We start from the raw sequence: 14,492 nt of genomic DNA on the forward strand, positions 1-14,492 counted from the left end.
GTCCATGCGTTGACAGGTCTTGCAACACGCTTGTAACCTTGCCGAAAATTTCAGGCCGACCTGCAAGAAGTCGGCACTGATCCTTTCCCCCGCGCCGCACCCCCTCAGGAGTCCCGATGCATCGACGTCGATGCCGCTCGGCGGCCCTCGCCCTGGGCCTGCTCGCCAGCCTGCTCGTCCCGACCACCGTGGCGGCTCCCCCGGCCGCCGCCTCCACCCCCGGCAGCAAGAAGGTCATCGTCCAGCTCTTCGAGTGGAACTGGACCTCGGTGGCCAACGAGTGCACCACCGTGCTCGGCCCGAAGGGCTACGGCTACGTCCAGGTGAGCCCGCCGCAGGAGCACGTCAAGGGCAACCAGTGGTGGGTGGCCTACCAGCCGGTCAGCTACCGGATCGAGTCCCGCAAGGGCACCCGCGCCCAGTTCCAGTCGATGGTGAACACGTGCCACAACGCCGGCGTGAAGGTGATCGTCGACGCCGTGGTCAACCACATGTCCGGACAGGACAACGGGGGCACCGGCTGGGCCGGCAGCACCTACGGCCACTACGACTACCCGGGCACCTACGGCTCGCAGGACTTCCACTACTGCGGTCGCAACGGCAACAACGACATCGTCAACTACGGCGACCGGTACGAGGTGCAGAACTGCGAGCTGGTCAACCTCGCCGACCTGAAGACCGAGTCGGACAACGTGCGCACCCGGCTCGCCACATACCTCAACGACCTGCTCTCGCTCGGCGTCGACGGCTTCCGGCTGGACGCCAGCAAGCACATGCCGGCCGCCGACATCGCCGCCGTCAAGGGCAAGCTGTCCCGCTCGGCGTACCTCGTGCAGGAGGTCATCTACGGCGCCGGCGAGCCGATCCAGCCGACCGAGTACACCGGCAACGGCGACGTGCACGAGTTCCGGTACGGCAAGGACCTGGCCCGGATGTTCAACAGCGAGCGGCTGGCGTACCTGCGGAACTTCGGCGAGTCCTGGGGCTACCTGCCGGGCGGCTCGGCGGTGGTCTTCACCGACAACCACGACACCCAGCGCGACGGCGGTGTGCTGACCTACCGCGACCGCGGCGAGTACGCCCTCGCGAACGCCTTCATGCTCGCCTGGCCGTACGGCACCCCGGCGGTGATGTCGAGCTACACGTTCAGCAACAAGGACCAGGGCCCGCCCTCGGACGCCAGCAACAAGACCTCGAACACCACCTGCTACTCCGGCTGGGAGTGCGAGCACCGCTGGCGGGTGATCGCCAACATGGTCGGCTTCGCCAACGCCACCCAGGGTGCCGGCGTCGCCAACTGGTACGACAACGGCTGGCAGCACATCGCGTTCAGCCGGGCCGGCAAGGGCTACCTCACCCTCAACGACGAGGACTTCGCCATCACGGGCCGGTCCTTTTACACCGGACTGCCCGCCGGCCGCTACTGCGACGTCATCCACGGCGACTTCAGCAACGGCTCGTGCAGCGGGCCGGTGATCACCGTGGACGCGAACGGCTGGTTCGCCGCGACCGTCAACGCGCACGACGCGATCGCCATCCACGTCGGCGCGAAGGTGTCCTGACCAGGGACGACACCGGCCCCCGCGCCGCCGATTCGCGGCCCGGGGGCCGCGCGCCCGATTACAGTACCGATCGTGCTGTCTGACCGATTGTTCTCGCGCTGGACGTTCGGCTGGCTGCTCGCCGCCGTCGGCGTACCGGTGCTGCTGGCGGCCGCGCTGCTGGTCGGCCGGGCCCTCACCGCCGGTCCGGCCCCGGCGCCGGTCGGCGCCGCGCCCACCGCGGCGATCCCGCCCGCACCCGACGAGCCGAGCCCGTCCCCCGAGGAGTCCGTGCCGGCCGCCGCGCCCGCCCCGGACGACCTGCCGGTGGTCACCTACGACCCGGCGCCCGGCGGGTTCCCCGCCGACCCGGACCCGGCCGACACCCGGCCGCTGGCCGAGGGGCTCACACCGACCCGGACCGTGGCCGCCTACGACGCGCCCGGCGGCCGGCCGCTGGCCTTCCTCGCCCCCACCATCAGCGGCGTCGACCTGACCGTGCCGATCGTCGACCGGCGGGTCGGCTGGACCGCGGTCCTGCTCCCCTCGGCCAACCGCCGGATCGCCTGGCTGCCGGCCGGCGGCTGGAGCACCGTCGCGCTGCCCGACCAGATCGTGGTGGAACGCCGCCCGCACCGGCTCACCTGGTTCCGGGACGGCCGCGCCGTGCGCTCCTGGGAGGTCAGCCTCGGCATGCCCGGCCAGTCCACCCCGCTGGGCCGCACCTTCGTCCTCGGCCGCACCCCGCCTCCGCAGGACGTCTACGGCGGGGTGGACATCTTCGCCCTCGGCGCGATCCCCGACGACCCGGACGCGGTGCCGACCGGGCTGCGCGGCGCCCACATCGGACTGCACAGCTGGTACACCGACGACACGCTGGGCAGGAACGTCACCAACGGCTGCATCCGGCTCACCCGCAGCGGCCAGCGGCAACTCCTCGCCGAGCTGCGCCCCGGCACCGCCGTCGTGGTGGTGGACCAGCTTCCCGCCCCGCCGGCCACCGCCTGAGCCGGCTCAGTCGCCGAGCAGCCAGCCGTTCTCCTCGGCCACCCGGACCGCGTCGGCCCGGTTGCGGGCGCCGGTCTTGCCGATCGCCGCGGAGAGGTGGTTGCGCACCGTCCCCTCGGAGAGGTGCAGCGTCGCCGCCAGCTCGGCGACCGTGCCGCCACCCCGGGCCGTACGCAGCACCTCGGTCTCCCGTTCGGTGAGCGGGCTCGGCCCGGTGGCCAGGGTCTCCGCGGCGAGCGTCGGGTCGACCACCCGCAGCCCCGCGTGCACCCGGCGGACCGCGTCGGCGAGCTGCCGGGCCGGGGTGTCCTTGACCACGAAGCCGTTCGCGCCCGCCTCCATGGCCCGGCGCAGGTAGCCGGGGCGGCCGAAGGTGGTCACCACGAGCACCCGGCAGCCGGGCAGCGCGGCCCGCAGCGCCGCGGCCGCCGCGACCCCGTCGAGGCCGGGCATCTCCACGTCGAGCAGGGCCACGTCGGGCGTGGTCCGCAGCGCCGCCGGCACCACCTCGTCGCCCCGTCCCACCTCGGCCACCACGGTCAGGTCCGGCTCCATGGACAGCAGCGCGGCGAGCGCGCCCCGGACGAGAGCCTGGTCGTCGGCGAGCAGCAACCTGATCGGCTCGGTCATCCGGTCGCCCCCCGTCCGGTCTCGGGCACGGTCACCCGGAGCAGGAAGCCGCGCCCGCCGCGGGGGCGACCGACGGTGACCGTGGCGTCCAGCCCCTGGGCCCGCTCACGGAGCCCCACGAGCCCGTGGCCGGCCGCCTCCGGCTCGCCGGCCGGTCCCCGGCCGTCGTCGCGGATCTCCACGGCCGTCGGGTCGACCCGGATCTCGCAGCGCCGGGCGCCGCTGTGTCGGACCACGTTGGTCACCCCCTCGCGGACCGTCCAGCCGAACAGCTCGTCCCGCTCCGCCGGCAGCGCCGGCGCCGTCTCCGGCAGGTCGGCGACGATGCCCGCGGCGGCCAGTGCCGAGCGGGCGCCGGCCAGCTCCGTCGCCAGGCTCACCCCGCGGTACGCCCCGACGGTGCCCCGCACGTCGGCGAGGGCCTGCCGGGCCAACCGCTCGATGTCGGCGATCTCGGTGGCCGCCCTGGCCGGATCCAGCTCCAGCAGCCGACCGGCCAGCTCCGCCTTCACGGCCACCACGGTCAGCGAGTGCCCGAGGATGTCGTGCAGGTCGCGTGCGGTGCGGGCCCGCTCCTCGGCCACCGCCAGCCGGCCGATCTCCTGCTGAGCGGCCTGGAGCTCGGCGTTGCGCTGGGCCAGCCGGCTGACCCCGAACATGGCGAACGAGGCGAGCACGACGGCGAAGACCACCGTCCCCTCCGCTTCCCAGCCGGGGACCAGCGCCGCCGTCACCGGCGGGGTGAGCGCGGCCAGCACGACCACCAGCAGCGCCTCCCGCGACGGCAGCAGGAACACCGCCGCCGCCGCGACGAAGACCAGTGTGGTCAGCCAGTCCCCTTCGGTGCCGGGGATGCCGGCGAGGCCGAGACCGAGCAGCGCCGCCAAAGCCGCCCAGGCCCGAGCGTGGGGAATGTTGCGGTGCGCCTGCCGCATGCCGCGCGCCCACTCGAACACCCAGACGTAGAGCAGGCCGAAGGCGACAAGGGTGACCGCGCCCAGCACCCGGCGCCACACCTCGGGCTGGTGCAGGGCGGTGAGCAGCGGGATGTTGAGGAAGAAGAGCCAGACCGCGGCCAGGAGCCAGCCGGTGATCCGCCAGCGGCGGCTCGCCGGCCGGCTCTGATCGCGTGGCAGGCCCACGGTGAACACGCTAACGTCCGCGGTCACGCGTCAGACGCGGCTGGTGTCGCGGCGGAACAGCCGGGCCGCGCCCAGGCCGAAGAAGGCGGTCCAGGCGGCCACGTTGCCGACCGCGACCCAGTCCAGCCCGGCTCCGGTCAGCGGCGCCCGGGCGAGCTGGCCGACGCCGTACACCGGGGTGAACTTGGCGATCTGCTGGAGCGCGTGGGGCAGCACGTCGAGCGGGACGAACAGTCCGCCGAGCATGGCCAGCACGGCCAGGATCGGTCCCATGAACTGCATGACGTTCTCGGCCGGGGCGAGGTAGCCGACGAAGAGGCCGAGGGCGGCGAACACGAGGGAGCCGATCCAGGCGGTCAGGCCGGACTCCACCCAGACGTGCGCCGGCAACCGGACCCCGGAGGCCGCCCCGACGGCGAACTCGACCAGCACGCCGAGCAGGCCGAGCACCATGGCGGTGGCCACCTTCGTGGCCACGTACGCGGCCGGGCGCAGCGGGGTGAGCCGCAGCTGGCGGCTCCAGCCCAGCGCCCGTTCGGTGGCGACGGCCGCGCCGGCGCTGGTGGTGGCGACCATGGCCGCGTAGACGGCCAGGCTGATCATGATCCAGCCGGTGACCGGCAGGCCGTTGTCCAGGTTCTGCCCGCGCTGCGGCAGGCCGAACAGGAGGAAGAACACCGCCGGCATGATCAGGATGAAGACGAGCGTGCGGCGGTTGCGCAGCACCCGGCGGATCTCGATGCCGAGAACGGCGGCCGAGAAGCCGCCCAGGGCGGGGGGCCGGCGGTTCCCGGCCCGGTCGGACGAGGTGGTGGCGGACGGGGCGGTGACGGTCATCGCAGGGCTCCGGTTCGGCGCGGTCGGCGGTCAGGCGGCGGTGGTCAGGGCGAGGAAGGCGTCCTCGAGGTTGCGCGAGGTGATCTCCAGGTCCCGGGCCCGGGTCCGGGTCAGCAGGTGCCGGGCGACGGCGTCGGAGTCCTCGGTGTGGACCAGCACGGCGTCGCCGCGCACCTCGACCGACTGCACGCCGGGCAGCGCCGCCAGGGCGGCCTGGTCGGCGCCGGGCAGGGTGGCCCGGACCACCCGGCCCGCCGCCAGGTTCTTGATCTCGGCGGTGGTGCCGTCTGCGACCACCCGGCCCTGGCGGACCAGCACGATCCGGTCCGCGTACGCGTCGGCCTCGTCGAGGTAGTGGGTGGCGAACAGGACGGTGCGGCCGGAGCGGGCGTCGGCCCGGATGGCCTGCCAGAAGTCCCGGCGCCCCTCGACGTCCATCCCGGTGGTCGGCTCGTCGAGCACCATGAGGTCGGGGTCGGGCAGCAGCGCCAGGGCGAAGCGCAGCCGCTGCTGCTGGCCGCCGGAGCACCTGCCCACCGGCCGGTCGGCGATGTCGGCGATGCCGGCCCGCTCCAGCACCTCGGCGGCCGGCCGGGTGTGGCCGTAGAAGTGCGCGGTCATCCGTACCGTCTCGGCGACCGTGAGGTCCTTGAGCAGGCCGCCGGTCTGCATCACGGCGGCGACCCGGCCGAGCCGGACGGCGTCGGCGGGCGTCCCGCCGAAGAGCCGGACGGTGCCGGCGTCCGGGCGGGCCAGCCCGAGCAGCATGTCCACGGTGGTGGTCTTGCCGGCGCCGTTGGGGCCGAGGAAGGCCACCACCTCGCCCGGGGCGATGCGGAGGTCGAGCCCGTCGACGGCGGTCACCGGGCCGAAGGTCTTGGTGAGTCCGGCGAGCTCGACGGCAGGGTGGGTGTCGGTCATGACAACGATGCTCCGGGGACCGGCGGTCCGGTCCCCGGAGTGGCCGTCATCTTCCGGCCGTGACATTTGTCAGGGGTCGACGAGGAGGGTGACCGGCGTGAGGGCGACCGGGCCGGGTAACCACGGCGCGGCCCATTCGTCACGGCACCAGGGAGGTCAGGGCATGGGCGTACCAACGGGACGGGTCGACACGGTCGTGCTGATCCACGGTCTCTGGATGACCTCACGCAGCTGGGAGCACTGGGTCGACCGGTACGCCGCGCGCGGTTTCAAGGTGCTCACCCCGGCCTGGCCGGGGATGGACGTCGACGTCGAGCGGTTGCGGGAGGACCCGACGCCGATCGCCGCGCAGCGGATCGCCGGGATCGTCGACCACTACACGGCGATCATCCGCGGGCTGCCCCGGCCGCCGATCATCATGGGGCACTCGTTCGGCGGCCTCATCGCGCAACTGCTGCGGGACCGGGGCCTCGGCGCCGCCGTCGTCGGCCTGCACCCCGCCCCGGTGAAGGGCGTGCTGAAGCTACCGCTCAGCACGCTGCGCTCCGGGTTCGCCGTCCTGCGCAACCCGGCGAACCGGCACCGCGCGGTGCCGTTCACCCGCGAGGACTTCCGCTACGCCTTCGGCAACACCATCAGCCCGGAGTACTCGGACGCCTCCTGGGAGCGGTACGCGGTGCCCGCCGCGGGCCACGTCTTCTTCGAGGGTGCGTTCGCCAACCTGGACCCGAACTCGGCGACGGCCGTGGACACCAAGCGGTCCGACCGGGCGCCGCTGCTGGTGACGGCGGGCGGTGAAGACCACGTGGTGCCGCCGTCCCTGGCCTCCTCCGTGGCCAACCTCTACCGCGGCTCGACGGCGGTCATCAGCTACCGGGAGTTCCCGGGGCGGTCGCACTTCGTCGGCGGCGAGCCGGGCTGGGAGGAGGAGGCGGACTTCGCGCTGGAGTGGGCCGTGGAGGCGGCGAACGAGTACTCGCCCACCGTCGTCAGCACGGCCCCCCGCCGGTGAACCGGGCCGGATCGGAGCTCCGGGATACACGAAGCTCCGGGACTTTGCGCCCTGGTGTGGCACCGACCGGGACGGGTATGACGGGGACATGAGGGCGAGCTTCCGGCTTGGCCGGATCGCGGGCGTACCCGTCGGGGTCAACTGGAGCGTCCTGGTCATCTTCCTGCTGATCGCGTGGGCGCTGTCCGCGAGCCAGTTCCCCCGCGCGTACCCGGGCCACTCGGCCGTGGCGTACGTGGCCGCCGGGCTGGCCGCCGCGGTGGTCTTCTTCCTCGGCCTGCTCGCCCACGAGGTGGCTCACGCGGTGGTCGCCAAGCGCAACGGCATCGACGTCGAGGGGATCACGCTCTGGCTCTTCGGCGGCGTCTCCGAGTTGAAGGGCGAGGCCCGCGACCCGGGCGCCGAGCTGCGCATCGCCGGGGTGGGGCCGCTGGTCAGCCTGATCATCGGGCTGTTCTTCGGCGCGATCGCGGTGCTGCTCGCCCTGGCCGGCGTGCACGGCCTGCTGCTCGGCTCGCTGTCCTGGCTGGCCGGCATCAACGTGCTCCTGGCGATCTTCAACGTGCTGCCGGCCGCCCCGCTCGACGGCGGCCGGCTGCTGCGCGCGGCCGTGTGGAAGGCCACCGGCGACCGCACGAAGGCGTCGGTGGTGGCCGCCCGGGCCGGCTGGGTCCTCGGCGCGCTGCTGATCGGGCTGGGGCTCTGGCAGTTCCTGGCCGGCAGCGGAGTCGGCGGGCTCTGGCTGGCGCTCATCGGCTGGTTCCTGATCGGCGCCGCCGGCATGGAGGAACGCCAGGCCCGGATGGGCAGCGCGCTGCGCGGCATCCGGGTCGCCGAGGTGATGACGCCGCAGCCGCAGACCGCCTCCGGGGAGATGACCGTGGCCGACTTCGTCGACCGCTACCTCTTCGCGTACCGGCACTCGGCGTTGCCGCTGACCGAGGAGGGCCGGCCGGTCGGGCTGGTCACCCTCGACCGGGTCCGCGGCATCCCGGCCGACCGGCGCGCCTCGACCACCCTGGCCGAGGTCTCCTGCCGGGCCGACGACCTGGTGCTCGCCAACCCGGACGAGCAGCTCACCGACCTGCTCCCCCGGCTCGGCCAGTGCGCCGACGGCCGGGCGCTCGTGGTGACCGACCAGCGGCTGGTCGGGATCGTCTCGCCCAGCGACATCAGCCGGGCGGTGCAGCGCGGCAGCATGCGCGAACAGATGACCGCCGGCCGCTCCTAGCCCTCGCCCAGCAGGCCGCGCAGGTGCGCCCGGGTCCAGGCAGCGATGGTGAACGAGTCGGTCACCACCCCGTCCCGGATGAGCCGGCCGACCTCGTCCGGCGGGCAGCGCCGTACGGCCCGGATGCCCTCCCGCGCGTCGGGCTCCCCGACCGCCGCCACCTCGGCCAGGAAGAGCCGGACCTCGTCGGTGGAGGTGCCGGTGTCCGGGTGCAGCAGGCCCAGGTCGACCAGGCGGACGGCCTCCACGCCGATCTCCTCGCGCAACTCCCGGGCCGCCTGCTCCTCGGCCGGGACATCCGGTTCGCCGAACCCGCGGGGCGCCTCCAGGTGCCACCGCCGGGTGGCGTGCCGGAAGTGCTCGATGAGCACCACGGCGCCGTCGAGCACCGGCAGGAGCACCACCCCGTACGCGCCGCCCATCGAGACCGCGCGGATGTACGTGCCGAGCCCGCCGCCGGGGAACCGGACCGGGTCCCGCAGCAGCGTCAGCCACTCGTCCTGGTACGCGACCCCGGTCCGGCCCCACGCCTCGGGCAGCCCACGGGCGCGCAGCGCGGCGGCCTTGGCCCGTTCCGCGGCGGCCACCTCGGCGGGGTCGTCGAGGATCTCCACGGCGGCACCCGGCGGGTTGACGAACAGCTCCGGCAGCCGGTCGCGCAGCTCCTGGTAGCGGGGATCGTCGGAGGCTCCGGTCATGTGTCCTCCCGGGGTCGGTCGATGTTCGGCTCGGTGTCCCGCTCGACGTCGCCGTCGACCACGGGGAAGCCGCCCTCCCGGAGCCGAGCGACGAGTTCCCGCCAGTCCTCGCGGGCCCGCTCCAGCCGGACCCGCATGACGTCGATGCCGGTGGCCAGCTCGTTCTCGGCCCGGCGCTGGTCGCGCCCGACCACGGCGAAGCGCAGCACCGCGTCGGTGCCCCGGGAGGCGACCTCGGTGGCCACGTCGCCGATCACCTCCAGCCGGGGATCGCCGTCGTAGATGAGCGAGGCGGAGGCGCCGAGAACCTCGATGGTGATCCGGACGACAGGCTGCCAGATCCGCATCCGGCTGCGCCGCCGCTCGCCGACGATCTCCGCGAGCCGGCCCGCGAGGGCGAGGTAGCGGTCGTACACCACCTGGCCGCGGGCCACGAAGTCGGTCGGGTCGTCGAGCAGTGATTCCAGCGCGCCCAGGTAGCCGCGCCACTCGTCGGTGTCCCGCGCCTGTCGCACGTGCGTCAGTTCCAGCCCGGTCAGGTCGATGCGCAGCGGGGACAGGGCCAGGTCGAACGCCTGGGGCCGCAGCGTCCGGAGCAGCTCGACGAGCTGCTTCAGCTCGGCCCGCGGAGCGCCCTCCCCGGCGGCGCGGGCGGCCCGCACCGGCGGCCGCTCCTGGAGGGCGGTCCGTCGCAGCGAGTCGGTGGGGATCAGCGCGAAGCGCTCCACCGCGTCCGGGACGGTGGTGTTGTACCGGAGGTCGATGAGCTGCTTGAGTTCCGCCACCAGCGGCGCGGAGCGGAAGCGGCCCTGCGCCGGGTCGCTGCCCGGCTCGACGAGGAACTGCCGGTAGAACCCCTCCCGGTCGGCCCGGTCGGTGTCCGCCGCCCACAGGGTCACCTCCCGCAGCCGCTCCCGCAGCGCCGGGATGCTCGCACCGTCCAGACCGAGGTCACGGCGCAGGGCGTCGAGGTTGAAGCCGCGCAGTTGCAGCAGGAACCGGTGGAACTCCTCGAACATGAGCCGCTGCGTGCACTCCTCGTTCTCGGCGTCGTCCCAGCTCAGCCGCAGGCACCGGATGGTGTCGAGGTCGCCGAGCAGGCTCCGCCAGGCGTCCCAGCCGATCGGGTCGACGGTGAACCGCGGCTCGTCCGCCGGTGAGCCCTCGCGGAGCAGGAAGGGCACCAGCACGCTCTCGTCCAGCAGGGCCCGGACCGCCTCGCGTTGCGGACCCCGCGCCGCGAAGTCCTGGTAGACGACCGGGTTGTTGAAGAAGTACGCCCGGTTGACGATGACCTGCTCGGCGTTGAGGATCGACCGGAGGTACTCGGCCCGCGCGTCCTGCCGCCGCCGGCGCTCCACTTCCGCGTAGGAGAGCCGCCGGCTCACCATGTGTTCCAGCAGGTCCCGGGTGACCCACTGGTTGTCCAGGCACTGGGCGACGACGCTGATCCGGGACAGCGCCCGGTTGTCGACGCGGACCAGCCCGCCCGGGCCGGGGGGTTCCTGCACCATCGTCCTCCCTCGCCGATGTCCACCATGGATGATCGGCCCATAGGCTACGGGTGACTCGCTGGTAGGTCAGTATCGCGGGAAGTAACGGTCCAGCAACGCGGTGCGGAACTTGCCGGCCGGGTCGAACTCGCGCAGCAGGGCGCGGAAGTCGTCGTGGCGGGGATAGGCGGTGGCCGGGTCGCGGGCGAAGAGCTTGCCCCAGTGGGGGCGCGGGGCGAAGGGCGCGAGCCGCTCCTCCACCTCGTCGAGCACGGGCGCCACCGCGACGGGGTCGCCCACCCAGGTGAAGTGGACGGCGAGGCTGTCGCGCTCATGGTTCGGGCTCAGCCACAACCCGTCAGCGGCCACCGTACGCAGCTCGCAGACCTGGAGCACGGCGGCGATCCGCTCGGCCGCCGGGTCGAGCGCGGCCAGCGCCGCGGCGCCGTCCGAGCGGGCCAGGTGCCACTCGGACTGGAGTTCGTCACCGCTGCTCGGGGTGAAGCCGAGCCGGAAGTGCGGCAGCCGCTCGTGCCACGGCCCGGGCACGCCGAGCTGGTCCGTGCAGTTCTCCGCCGGCATCCCGGGCACCGGGTGGTGGAGCGTGTCGGCGGCCCGGGTGTCCAGCCAGTCCGCCGGGGGCGGCGGCTGGTCGGCACGCTGCTTGAGCCACACCTGGTCGAACCGGGGTGACCGCCAGCCGGTGAAGACGCTCACGCTGTAGGCCGCGTCGAGCGCGTCGTCCAGGGCCTCGCGGGGCAGGCCGAGCCGGACGTACTGCCGCACCTCGAAGGCCGGCACCACGTCGAGGGTGAGCCGGGTGACCACGCCCAGCGCGCCGAGGTGGACCACCAGCCCGGCGAACCGGGGGTCGGCGCGGTCCACGGTGAGCAGGTCGCCGTCGGCGGTGACCAGTTCCAGCGCGGCCACGGCGGTGGCCAGGTTGCCGTGGGCCGGCCCGGAGCCGTGGGTGGCGGTGGCGACCGCGCCGGCCACCGAGATGTGCGGCAGCGAGGCGAGGTTCGCCACCGCGTACCCCTCGGCGTGCAGCGCGGTGGCCAGGTCGCCGTACCGCATTCCAGCGGCGACGGTGACGGTGCCCCGGTCGCGGTCGAGCGCGACGGTCGGCGGCAGCCCGGCCACCGACACCTGCACGCCGGTGGTGTCGCCGAGCCGGTTGAACGAGTGTCCGGTGCCCACGGCCCGGACCCGGTCCGCGCCGGCCACCAGCCGGCGCAGCTCGTCCAGCGTGGACGGCTCGTGGCGGGCCCTGGCCGACCAGGTGACGTTGCCCGCCCAGTTGCTGCCGGTCATGCGGTGGCCTCCCGATCGGTGCCGGTCTCGTCGTCCGCGCCGGCCGGCCCGGTGCGCGCGTCGGTGAAGCGGTCGCCCGCGTACCGGGTCAGCGCCGCCGTCACCTCGTCGGGGCTCTCGCGCACCTGGCGGAGGTCGAGCAGTTCGACGGCGGGACGGCCGTCGCATGGGTGCCGGGCGGTCACCGGCAGGCCCGGCGGCAGGCCGGACCCCGGCACGCCGACCAGCCGGCCGGCGTCGTCGACGGCGAGCGCCGCGAACTGCTCCCAGCGGTACGTCCCGCGCAGGCCCGGCCGGCGCACCTCCAGCCCCTCGGGGCCGAGGACGCAGCGGAACGGACGCAGCGCGCCGACCAGGACCTTGACGCCGATCACCACGATGCCCAGGGCGACCAGCATCCGCAGCACCGGCCCGTCACCGGCCACGGCGAGCACCATCACCCCGCCCGCCACGCAGACGAGGGCCAGCGGCAGGACCCCTCGGTTGCGGTGCAGCTCCACGTCGTTCCCCCCGTTCCCGTCCCCGGTGTCCGGGTGCATCATCCGCCAATCGCGCAAGCCGGGGTTGCCCCGCCGTCCGGTAGGGCACTCTGTGGACATGAGCAGCTACCGCGACCCGACCCTCCGCGGCGACGTGTATCCGTCGGAGGAGGAGATCGACCCGACCGGCGTGGGCCCCGATCCGGCCGGTGGGCAGTACGCCACGGCCCCGGCGCCGCCGCCGGCCCCGGAGCCGGAGCCGGACCCGATCCCCCACCCGGGGCCGCCGCCCCGGGCCGCCGGGCCGGCCCGCTGAGCCCTCGCGCGCTCACACCTGCCGCATCACCTCGGCGGCGACCAGCTCCAGGTGGTCCAGGTCGGCCAGGTCGAGCACCTGGAGGTAGACCCGCTCGCTGCCGATCTCCGCGTACCGACCGAGCTTGTCGACGACCTCGGCGGGCGTGCCGGCGGCGCCGTTCTCGCGCAGCTCGGCGGGCTCCCGGCCGATCGCCGCGGCGCGCCGGGCCACCTCGGCGTCGTCCCGGCCGCAGCAGAGCACCAGGGCGTTGGACCAGGTCATGGTGGCGGGGTCCCGGTCGATCTCGGCGCAGGCGTCCTTCACCCGCTGGAACTGCGCCGCCGAGTCCTCGACCGAGGCGAACGGCAGGTTGAACTCGTCGGCGTAGCGGGCCGCCAGGCGGGGCGTCCGCTTCGGGCCCATGCCGCCGAGCAGGATCGGCGGGCGCGGCTGCTGGACGGGCTTGGGCAGCGCCGGTGAGTCGCTGACCGGGTAGTACTTGCCGGGGAAGTCGAAGGTCGACCCGGAAGGCGTGTCCCAGAGCCCGGTGATGACGGCGAGCTGCTCCTCCAGCCGGTCGAACCGCTCCCCCAGCGGCGGGAACGGGATGCCGTACGCGGTGTGCTCCTCGGCGAACCAGCCGGCGCCGATGCCCAGCTCGACCCGGCCGCCGCTCATCTGGTCGACCTGGGCGACGGTGATGGCGAGCGGGCCGGGGAGCCGGAAGGTGGCCGCGGTCATCAGGGTGCCGAGCCGGATGCTCCTGGTGTCCCGGGCCAGGCCGGCGAGGGTGGTCCAGGCGTCGGTCGGGCCCGGGTCGCCGCTCACCGAGCCCATCTTCAGGTAGTGGTCGGAGCGGAAGAAGGCGCCGAAGCCCGTCTCCTCCGCCTGGCGCGCCACGGCGAGCAGCTGGTCGTAGCTCGCGCCCTGCTGGGGTTCGGTGAAGATCCGCAGTTCCATGTCCCGAGCATAGGAAGCCGGCCGGCCCGCCGCGGCCGTGCTTTGTATTCCTTGACAGGCATATGAGCACCGAGGCATATTGGGGACGTGTCCGGGGATGCCTTCGCCGTGCTGGCCGAGCCCACCCGGCGCCGCATCCTCGACCGGCTGCGCCGGTCGGAGAGCAGCGTCGGCGACCTCGTGGCCTCGCTCGGCATGAGCCAGCCGGCCGTCTCCAAGCACCTCAAGGTGCTGCGCGAGGCTGGCCTGGTCAGCTGCCGCACCGCCGCCCAGCAGCGGATCTACCGCATCGACGTCCGCCCGCTGCGCGCCGTGGACGACTGGCTCGGGCCGTACCGGCGGATGTGGACCGACCACCTCGACGCCCTGGAACGCCATCTCGACAGTCAGGAGTGACCATGGACCGCGACAGCTTCCGGCCCGGCCCGCTCGCCGACGTCTCCTGGGCGGCGGCCGGCGACCGGTGGGACCTGATCCTCGTCCGCGACCTGCGGCATCCGCCGGAGAAGGTGTGGGCGGCGCTCACCGAGCCGGACCGGCTCGCCCAGTGGGCGCCCTTCCTGGCCGACCGCGACCTGGGCACGCCCGGCGCCGTCACGCTGAGCACCGTCGACGGCGAGCGGAGCTGGCCGGCCCCGGCCACCGTGCGGCGCGCCGAGCCACCCCGCCTCCTCGAATACACCTGGGGCGACGGTCTGCTGCGCTGGGAACTGGCCGGCACGGCGACCGGCACCCGCCTCACCCTGCGGCACCGCTTCGACGACCGCGCCCTGGGCGCGAGCATGGCCGCCGGCTGGCACCTCTGCCTCGACGTGGCCGGCCACCTGCTCGACGGCGACCCGGTCGGCCCGATCCGGGGCGCCGAGGCGAAGGAGTTCGGCTGGGACGACCTGCGCGCCGCGTACGAGGAGCGCCTGACGGACTGACG

At 74.0% G+C, this 14,492-nt stretch carries 16 protein-coding genes; 7 read left to right on the forward strand and 9 right to left on the reverse strand.

Going from position 1 to position 14,492, the window contains the following annotated elements; all coding sequences use genetic code 11:
• Positions 1-116: 116 nt before the first annotated feature.
• Entirely contained in the window at positions 117-1,562 is a 1,446-nt protein-coding gene (locus tag FXF50_RS16365; protein ID WP_148428698.1) for an alpha-amylase family protein, read from the forward strand.
• Positions 1,563-1,634: 72 nt separating this feature from the next.
• The gene (locus tag FXF50_RS30130) at positions 1,635-2,549 is read left to right on the forward strand and encodes a L,D-transpeptidase (protein WP_148428700.1); all 915 of its coding nucleotides are present in this window, start codon (positions 1,635-1,637) and stop codon (positions 2,547-2,549) included.
• Positions 2,550-2,555: 6 nt separating this feature from the next.
• On the opposite strand, the gene FXF50_RS16375 is transcribed toward FXF50_RS30130, so the two are convergent.
• From FXF50_RS16375 to FXF50_RS16390, 4 genes are read right to left on the reverse strand one after another with little or no spacing between them, the layout of a single operon-like run.
• Positions 2,556-3,179, reverse strand: coding sequence for a response regulator transcription factor (locus FXF50_RS16375; RefSeq protein WP_148428702.1), 624 nt, complete (start codon positions 3,177-3,179; stop codon positions 2,556-2,558).
• Entirely contained in the window at positions 3,176-4,321 is a 1,146-nt protein-coding gene (locus FXF50_RS16380; protein WP_148428704.1) for a sensor histidine kinase, read from the reverse strand. Before FXF50_RS16380 ends, FXF50_RS16375 begins: the two co-directional genes overlap by 4 nt.
• A gap of 30 nt (positions 4,322-4,351) precedes the next feature.
• Positions 4,352-5,158 (reverse strand): ABC transporter permease, encoded by an 807-nt coding sequence (locus FXF50_RS16385; RefSeq protein ID WP_148428706.1) that lies wholly within the window; start codon positions 5,156-5,158, stop codon positions 4,352-4,354.
• A 30-nt stretch (positions 5,159-5,188) separates the two neighbouring features.
• On the reverse strand, positions 5,189-6,079 hold the full coding sequence (locus FXF50_RS16390) for an ABC transporter ATP-binding protein (RefSeq protein WP_148428708.1): 891 nt from the start codon (positions 6,077-6,079) through the stop codon (positions 5,189-5,191).
• 163 nt (positions 6,080-6,242) lie between these two features.
• Between FXF50_RS16390 and FXF50_RS16395 the strand changes: the two genes are divergently transcribed.
• Positions 6,243-7,091, forward strand: a complete 849-nt coding sequence (locus FXF50_RS16395; RefSeq protein WP_148428710.1) for an alpha/beta hydrolase — start codon at positions 6,243-6,245, stop codon at positions 7,089-7,091.
• An 88-nt stretch (positions 7,092-7,179) separates the two neighbouring features.
• Complete coding sequence (locus FXF50_RS16400; RefSeq protein WP_148428712.1) at positions 7,180-8,322, forward strand: site-2 protease family protein; 1,143 nt, start codon at positions 7,180-7,182, stop codon at positions 8,320-8,322.
• Here the strand turns inward: FXF50_RS16400 and FXF50_RS16405 are convergent.
• From FXF50_RS16405 to FXF50_RS16420, 4 genes are all read right to left on the reverse strand, one after another.
• Positions 8,319-9,020: an NUDIX hydrolase gene (locus FXF50_RS16405; protein ID WP_148428714.1), complete on the reverse strand. Its 702-nt coding sequence runs from the start codon at positions 9,018-9,020 to the stop codon at positions 8,319-8,321. The genes FXF50_RS16400 and FXF50_RS16405 overlap by 4 nt on opposite strands.
• The gene (locus FXF50_RS16410) at positions 9,017-10,534 is read right to left on the reverse strand and encodes a hypothetical protein (protein WP_148428716.1); all 1,518 of its coding nucleotides are present in this window, start codon (positions 10,532-10,534) and stop codon (positions 9,017-9,019) included. The genes FXF50_RS16405 and FXF50_RS16410 overlap by 4 nt, the downstream gene beginning before the upstream one ends.
• A 66-nt stretch (positions 10,535-10,600) precedes the next feature.
• Positions 10,601-11,827: an FAD-binding protein gene (locus FXF50_RS16415; protein WP_148428718.1), complete on the reverse strand. Its 1,227-nt coding sequence runs from the start codon at positions 11,825-11,827 to the stop codon at positions 10,601-10,603.
• Positions 11,824-12,327, reverse strand: a complete 504-nt coding sequence (locus FXF50_RS16420; protein WP_148428720.1) for a PH domain-containing protein — start codon at positions 12,325-12,327, stop codon at positions 11,824-11,826. The genes FXF50_RS16415 and FXF50_RS16420 overlap by 4 nt, the downstream gene beginning before the upstream one ends.
• A gap of 97 nt (positions 12,328-12,424) precedes the next feature.
• On the opposite strand from FXF50_RS16420, the gene FXF50_RS16425 reads away from it, so the two are divergent.
• A complete protein-coding gene (locus FXF50_RS16425) occupies positions 12,425-12,622 on the forward strand; it encodes a hypothetical protein (protein WP_255510059.1) in 198 nt (65 codons plus the stop codon).
• Between the two features lie 12 nt (positions 12,623-12,634).
• Here FXF50_RS16425 and FXF50_RS16430 read toward each other — a convergent pair whose 3' ends face one another.
• Positions 12,635-13,564 (reverse strand): LLM class F420-dependent oxidoreductase, encoded by a 930-nt coding sequence (locus FXF50_RS16430; protein WP_148428722.1) that lies wholly within the window; start codon positions 13,562-13,564, stop codon positions 12,635-12,637.
• Between the two features lie 87 nt (positions 13,565-13,651).
• Here FXF50_RS16430 and FXF50_RS16435 point away from each other — a divergent pair, with 87 nt between their 5' ends.
• On the forward strand, positions 13,652-13,960 hold the full coding sequence (locus tag FXF50_RS16435; protein WP_148428724.1) for a helix-turn-helix transcriptional regulator: 309 nt from the start codon (positions 13,652-13,654) through the stop codon (positions 13,958-13,960).
• A gap of 2 nt (positions 13,961-13,962) precedes the next feature.
• On the forward strand, positions 13,963-14,490 hold the full coding sequence (locus FXF50_RS16440; RefSeq protein ID WP_148428726.1) for an SRPBCC family protein: 528 nt from the start codon (positions 13,963-13,965) through the stop codon (positions 14,488-14,490).
• Positions 14,491-14,492 lie beyond the last annotated feature (2 nt).

Source organism: Micromonospora sp. AP08, assembly GCF_008085935.1.
Taxonomy (GTDB): Bacteria; Actinomycetota; Actinomycetes; order Mycobacteriales; family Micromonosporaceae; genus Micromonospora; species Micromonospora chersina.

Coding starts and splice junctions, on each gene's coding strand:
- FXF50_RS16365 (WP_148428698.1), top strand. CDS start 117: ATGCATCGACGTCGATGCCGCTCGGCGGCCCTCGCCCTGGGCCTGCTC.
- FXF50_RS16375 (WP_148428702.1), bottom strand. CDS start 3,179: ATGACCGAGCCGATCAGGTTGCTGCTCGCCGACGACCAGGCTCTCGTC.
- FXF50_RS16415 (WP_148428718.1), bottom strand. CDS start 11,827: ATGACCGGCAGCAACTGGGCGGGCAACGTCACCTGGTCGGCCAGGGCC.
- FXF50_RS16395 (WP_148428710.1), top strand. CDS start 6,243: ATGGGCGTACCAACGGGACGGGTCGACACGGTCGTGCTGATCCACGGT.
- FXF50_RS16400 (WP_148428712.1), top strand. CDS start 7,180: ATGAGGGCGAGCTTCCGGCTTGGCCGGATCGCGGGCGTACCCGTCGGG.
- FXF50_RS16425 (WP_255510059.1), top strand. CDS start 12,425: ATGAGCAGCTACCGCGACCCGACCCTCCGCGGCGACGTGTATCCGTCG.
- FXF50_RS16440 (WP_148428726.1), top strand. CDS start 13,963: ATGGACCGCGACAGCTTCCGGCCCGGCCCGCTCGCCGACGTCTCCTGG.
- FXF50_RS16385 (WP_148428706.1), bottom strand. CDS start 5,158: ATGACCGTCACCGCCCCGTCCGCCACCACCTCGTCCGACCGGGCCGGG.
- FXF50_RS16405 (WP_148428714.1), bottom strand. CDS start 9,020: ATGACCGGAGCCTCCGACGATCCCCGCTACCAGGAGCTGCGCGACCGG.
- FXF50_RS16390 (WP_148428708.1), bottom strand. CDS start 6,079: ATGACCGACACCCACCCTGCCGTCGAGCTCGCCGGACTCACCAAGACC.
- FXF50_RS16410 (WP_148428716.1), bottom strand. CDS start 10,534: ATGGTGCAGGAACCCCCCGGCCCGGGCGGGCTGGTCCGCGTCGACAAC.
- FXF50_RS16430 (WP_148428722.1), bottom strand. CDS start 13,564: ATGGAACTGCGGATCTTCACCGAACCCCAGCAGGGCGCGAGCTACGAC.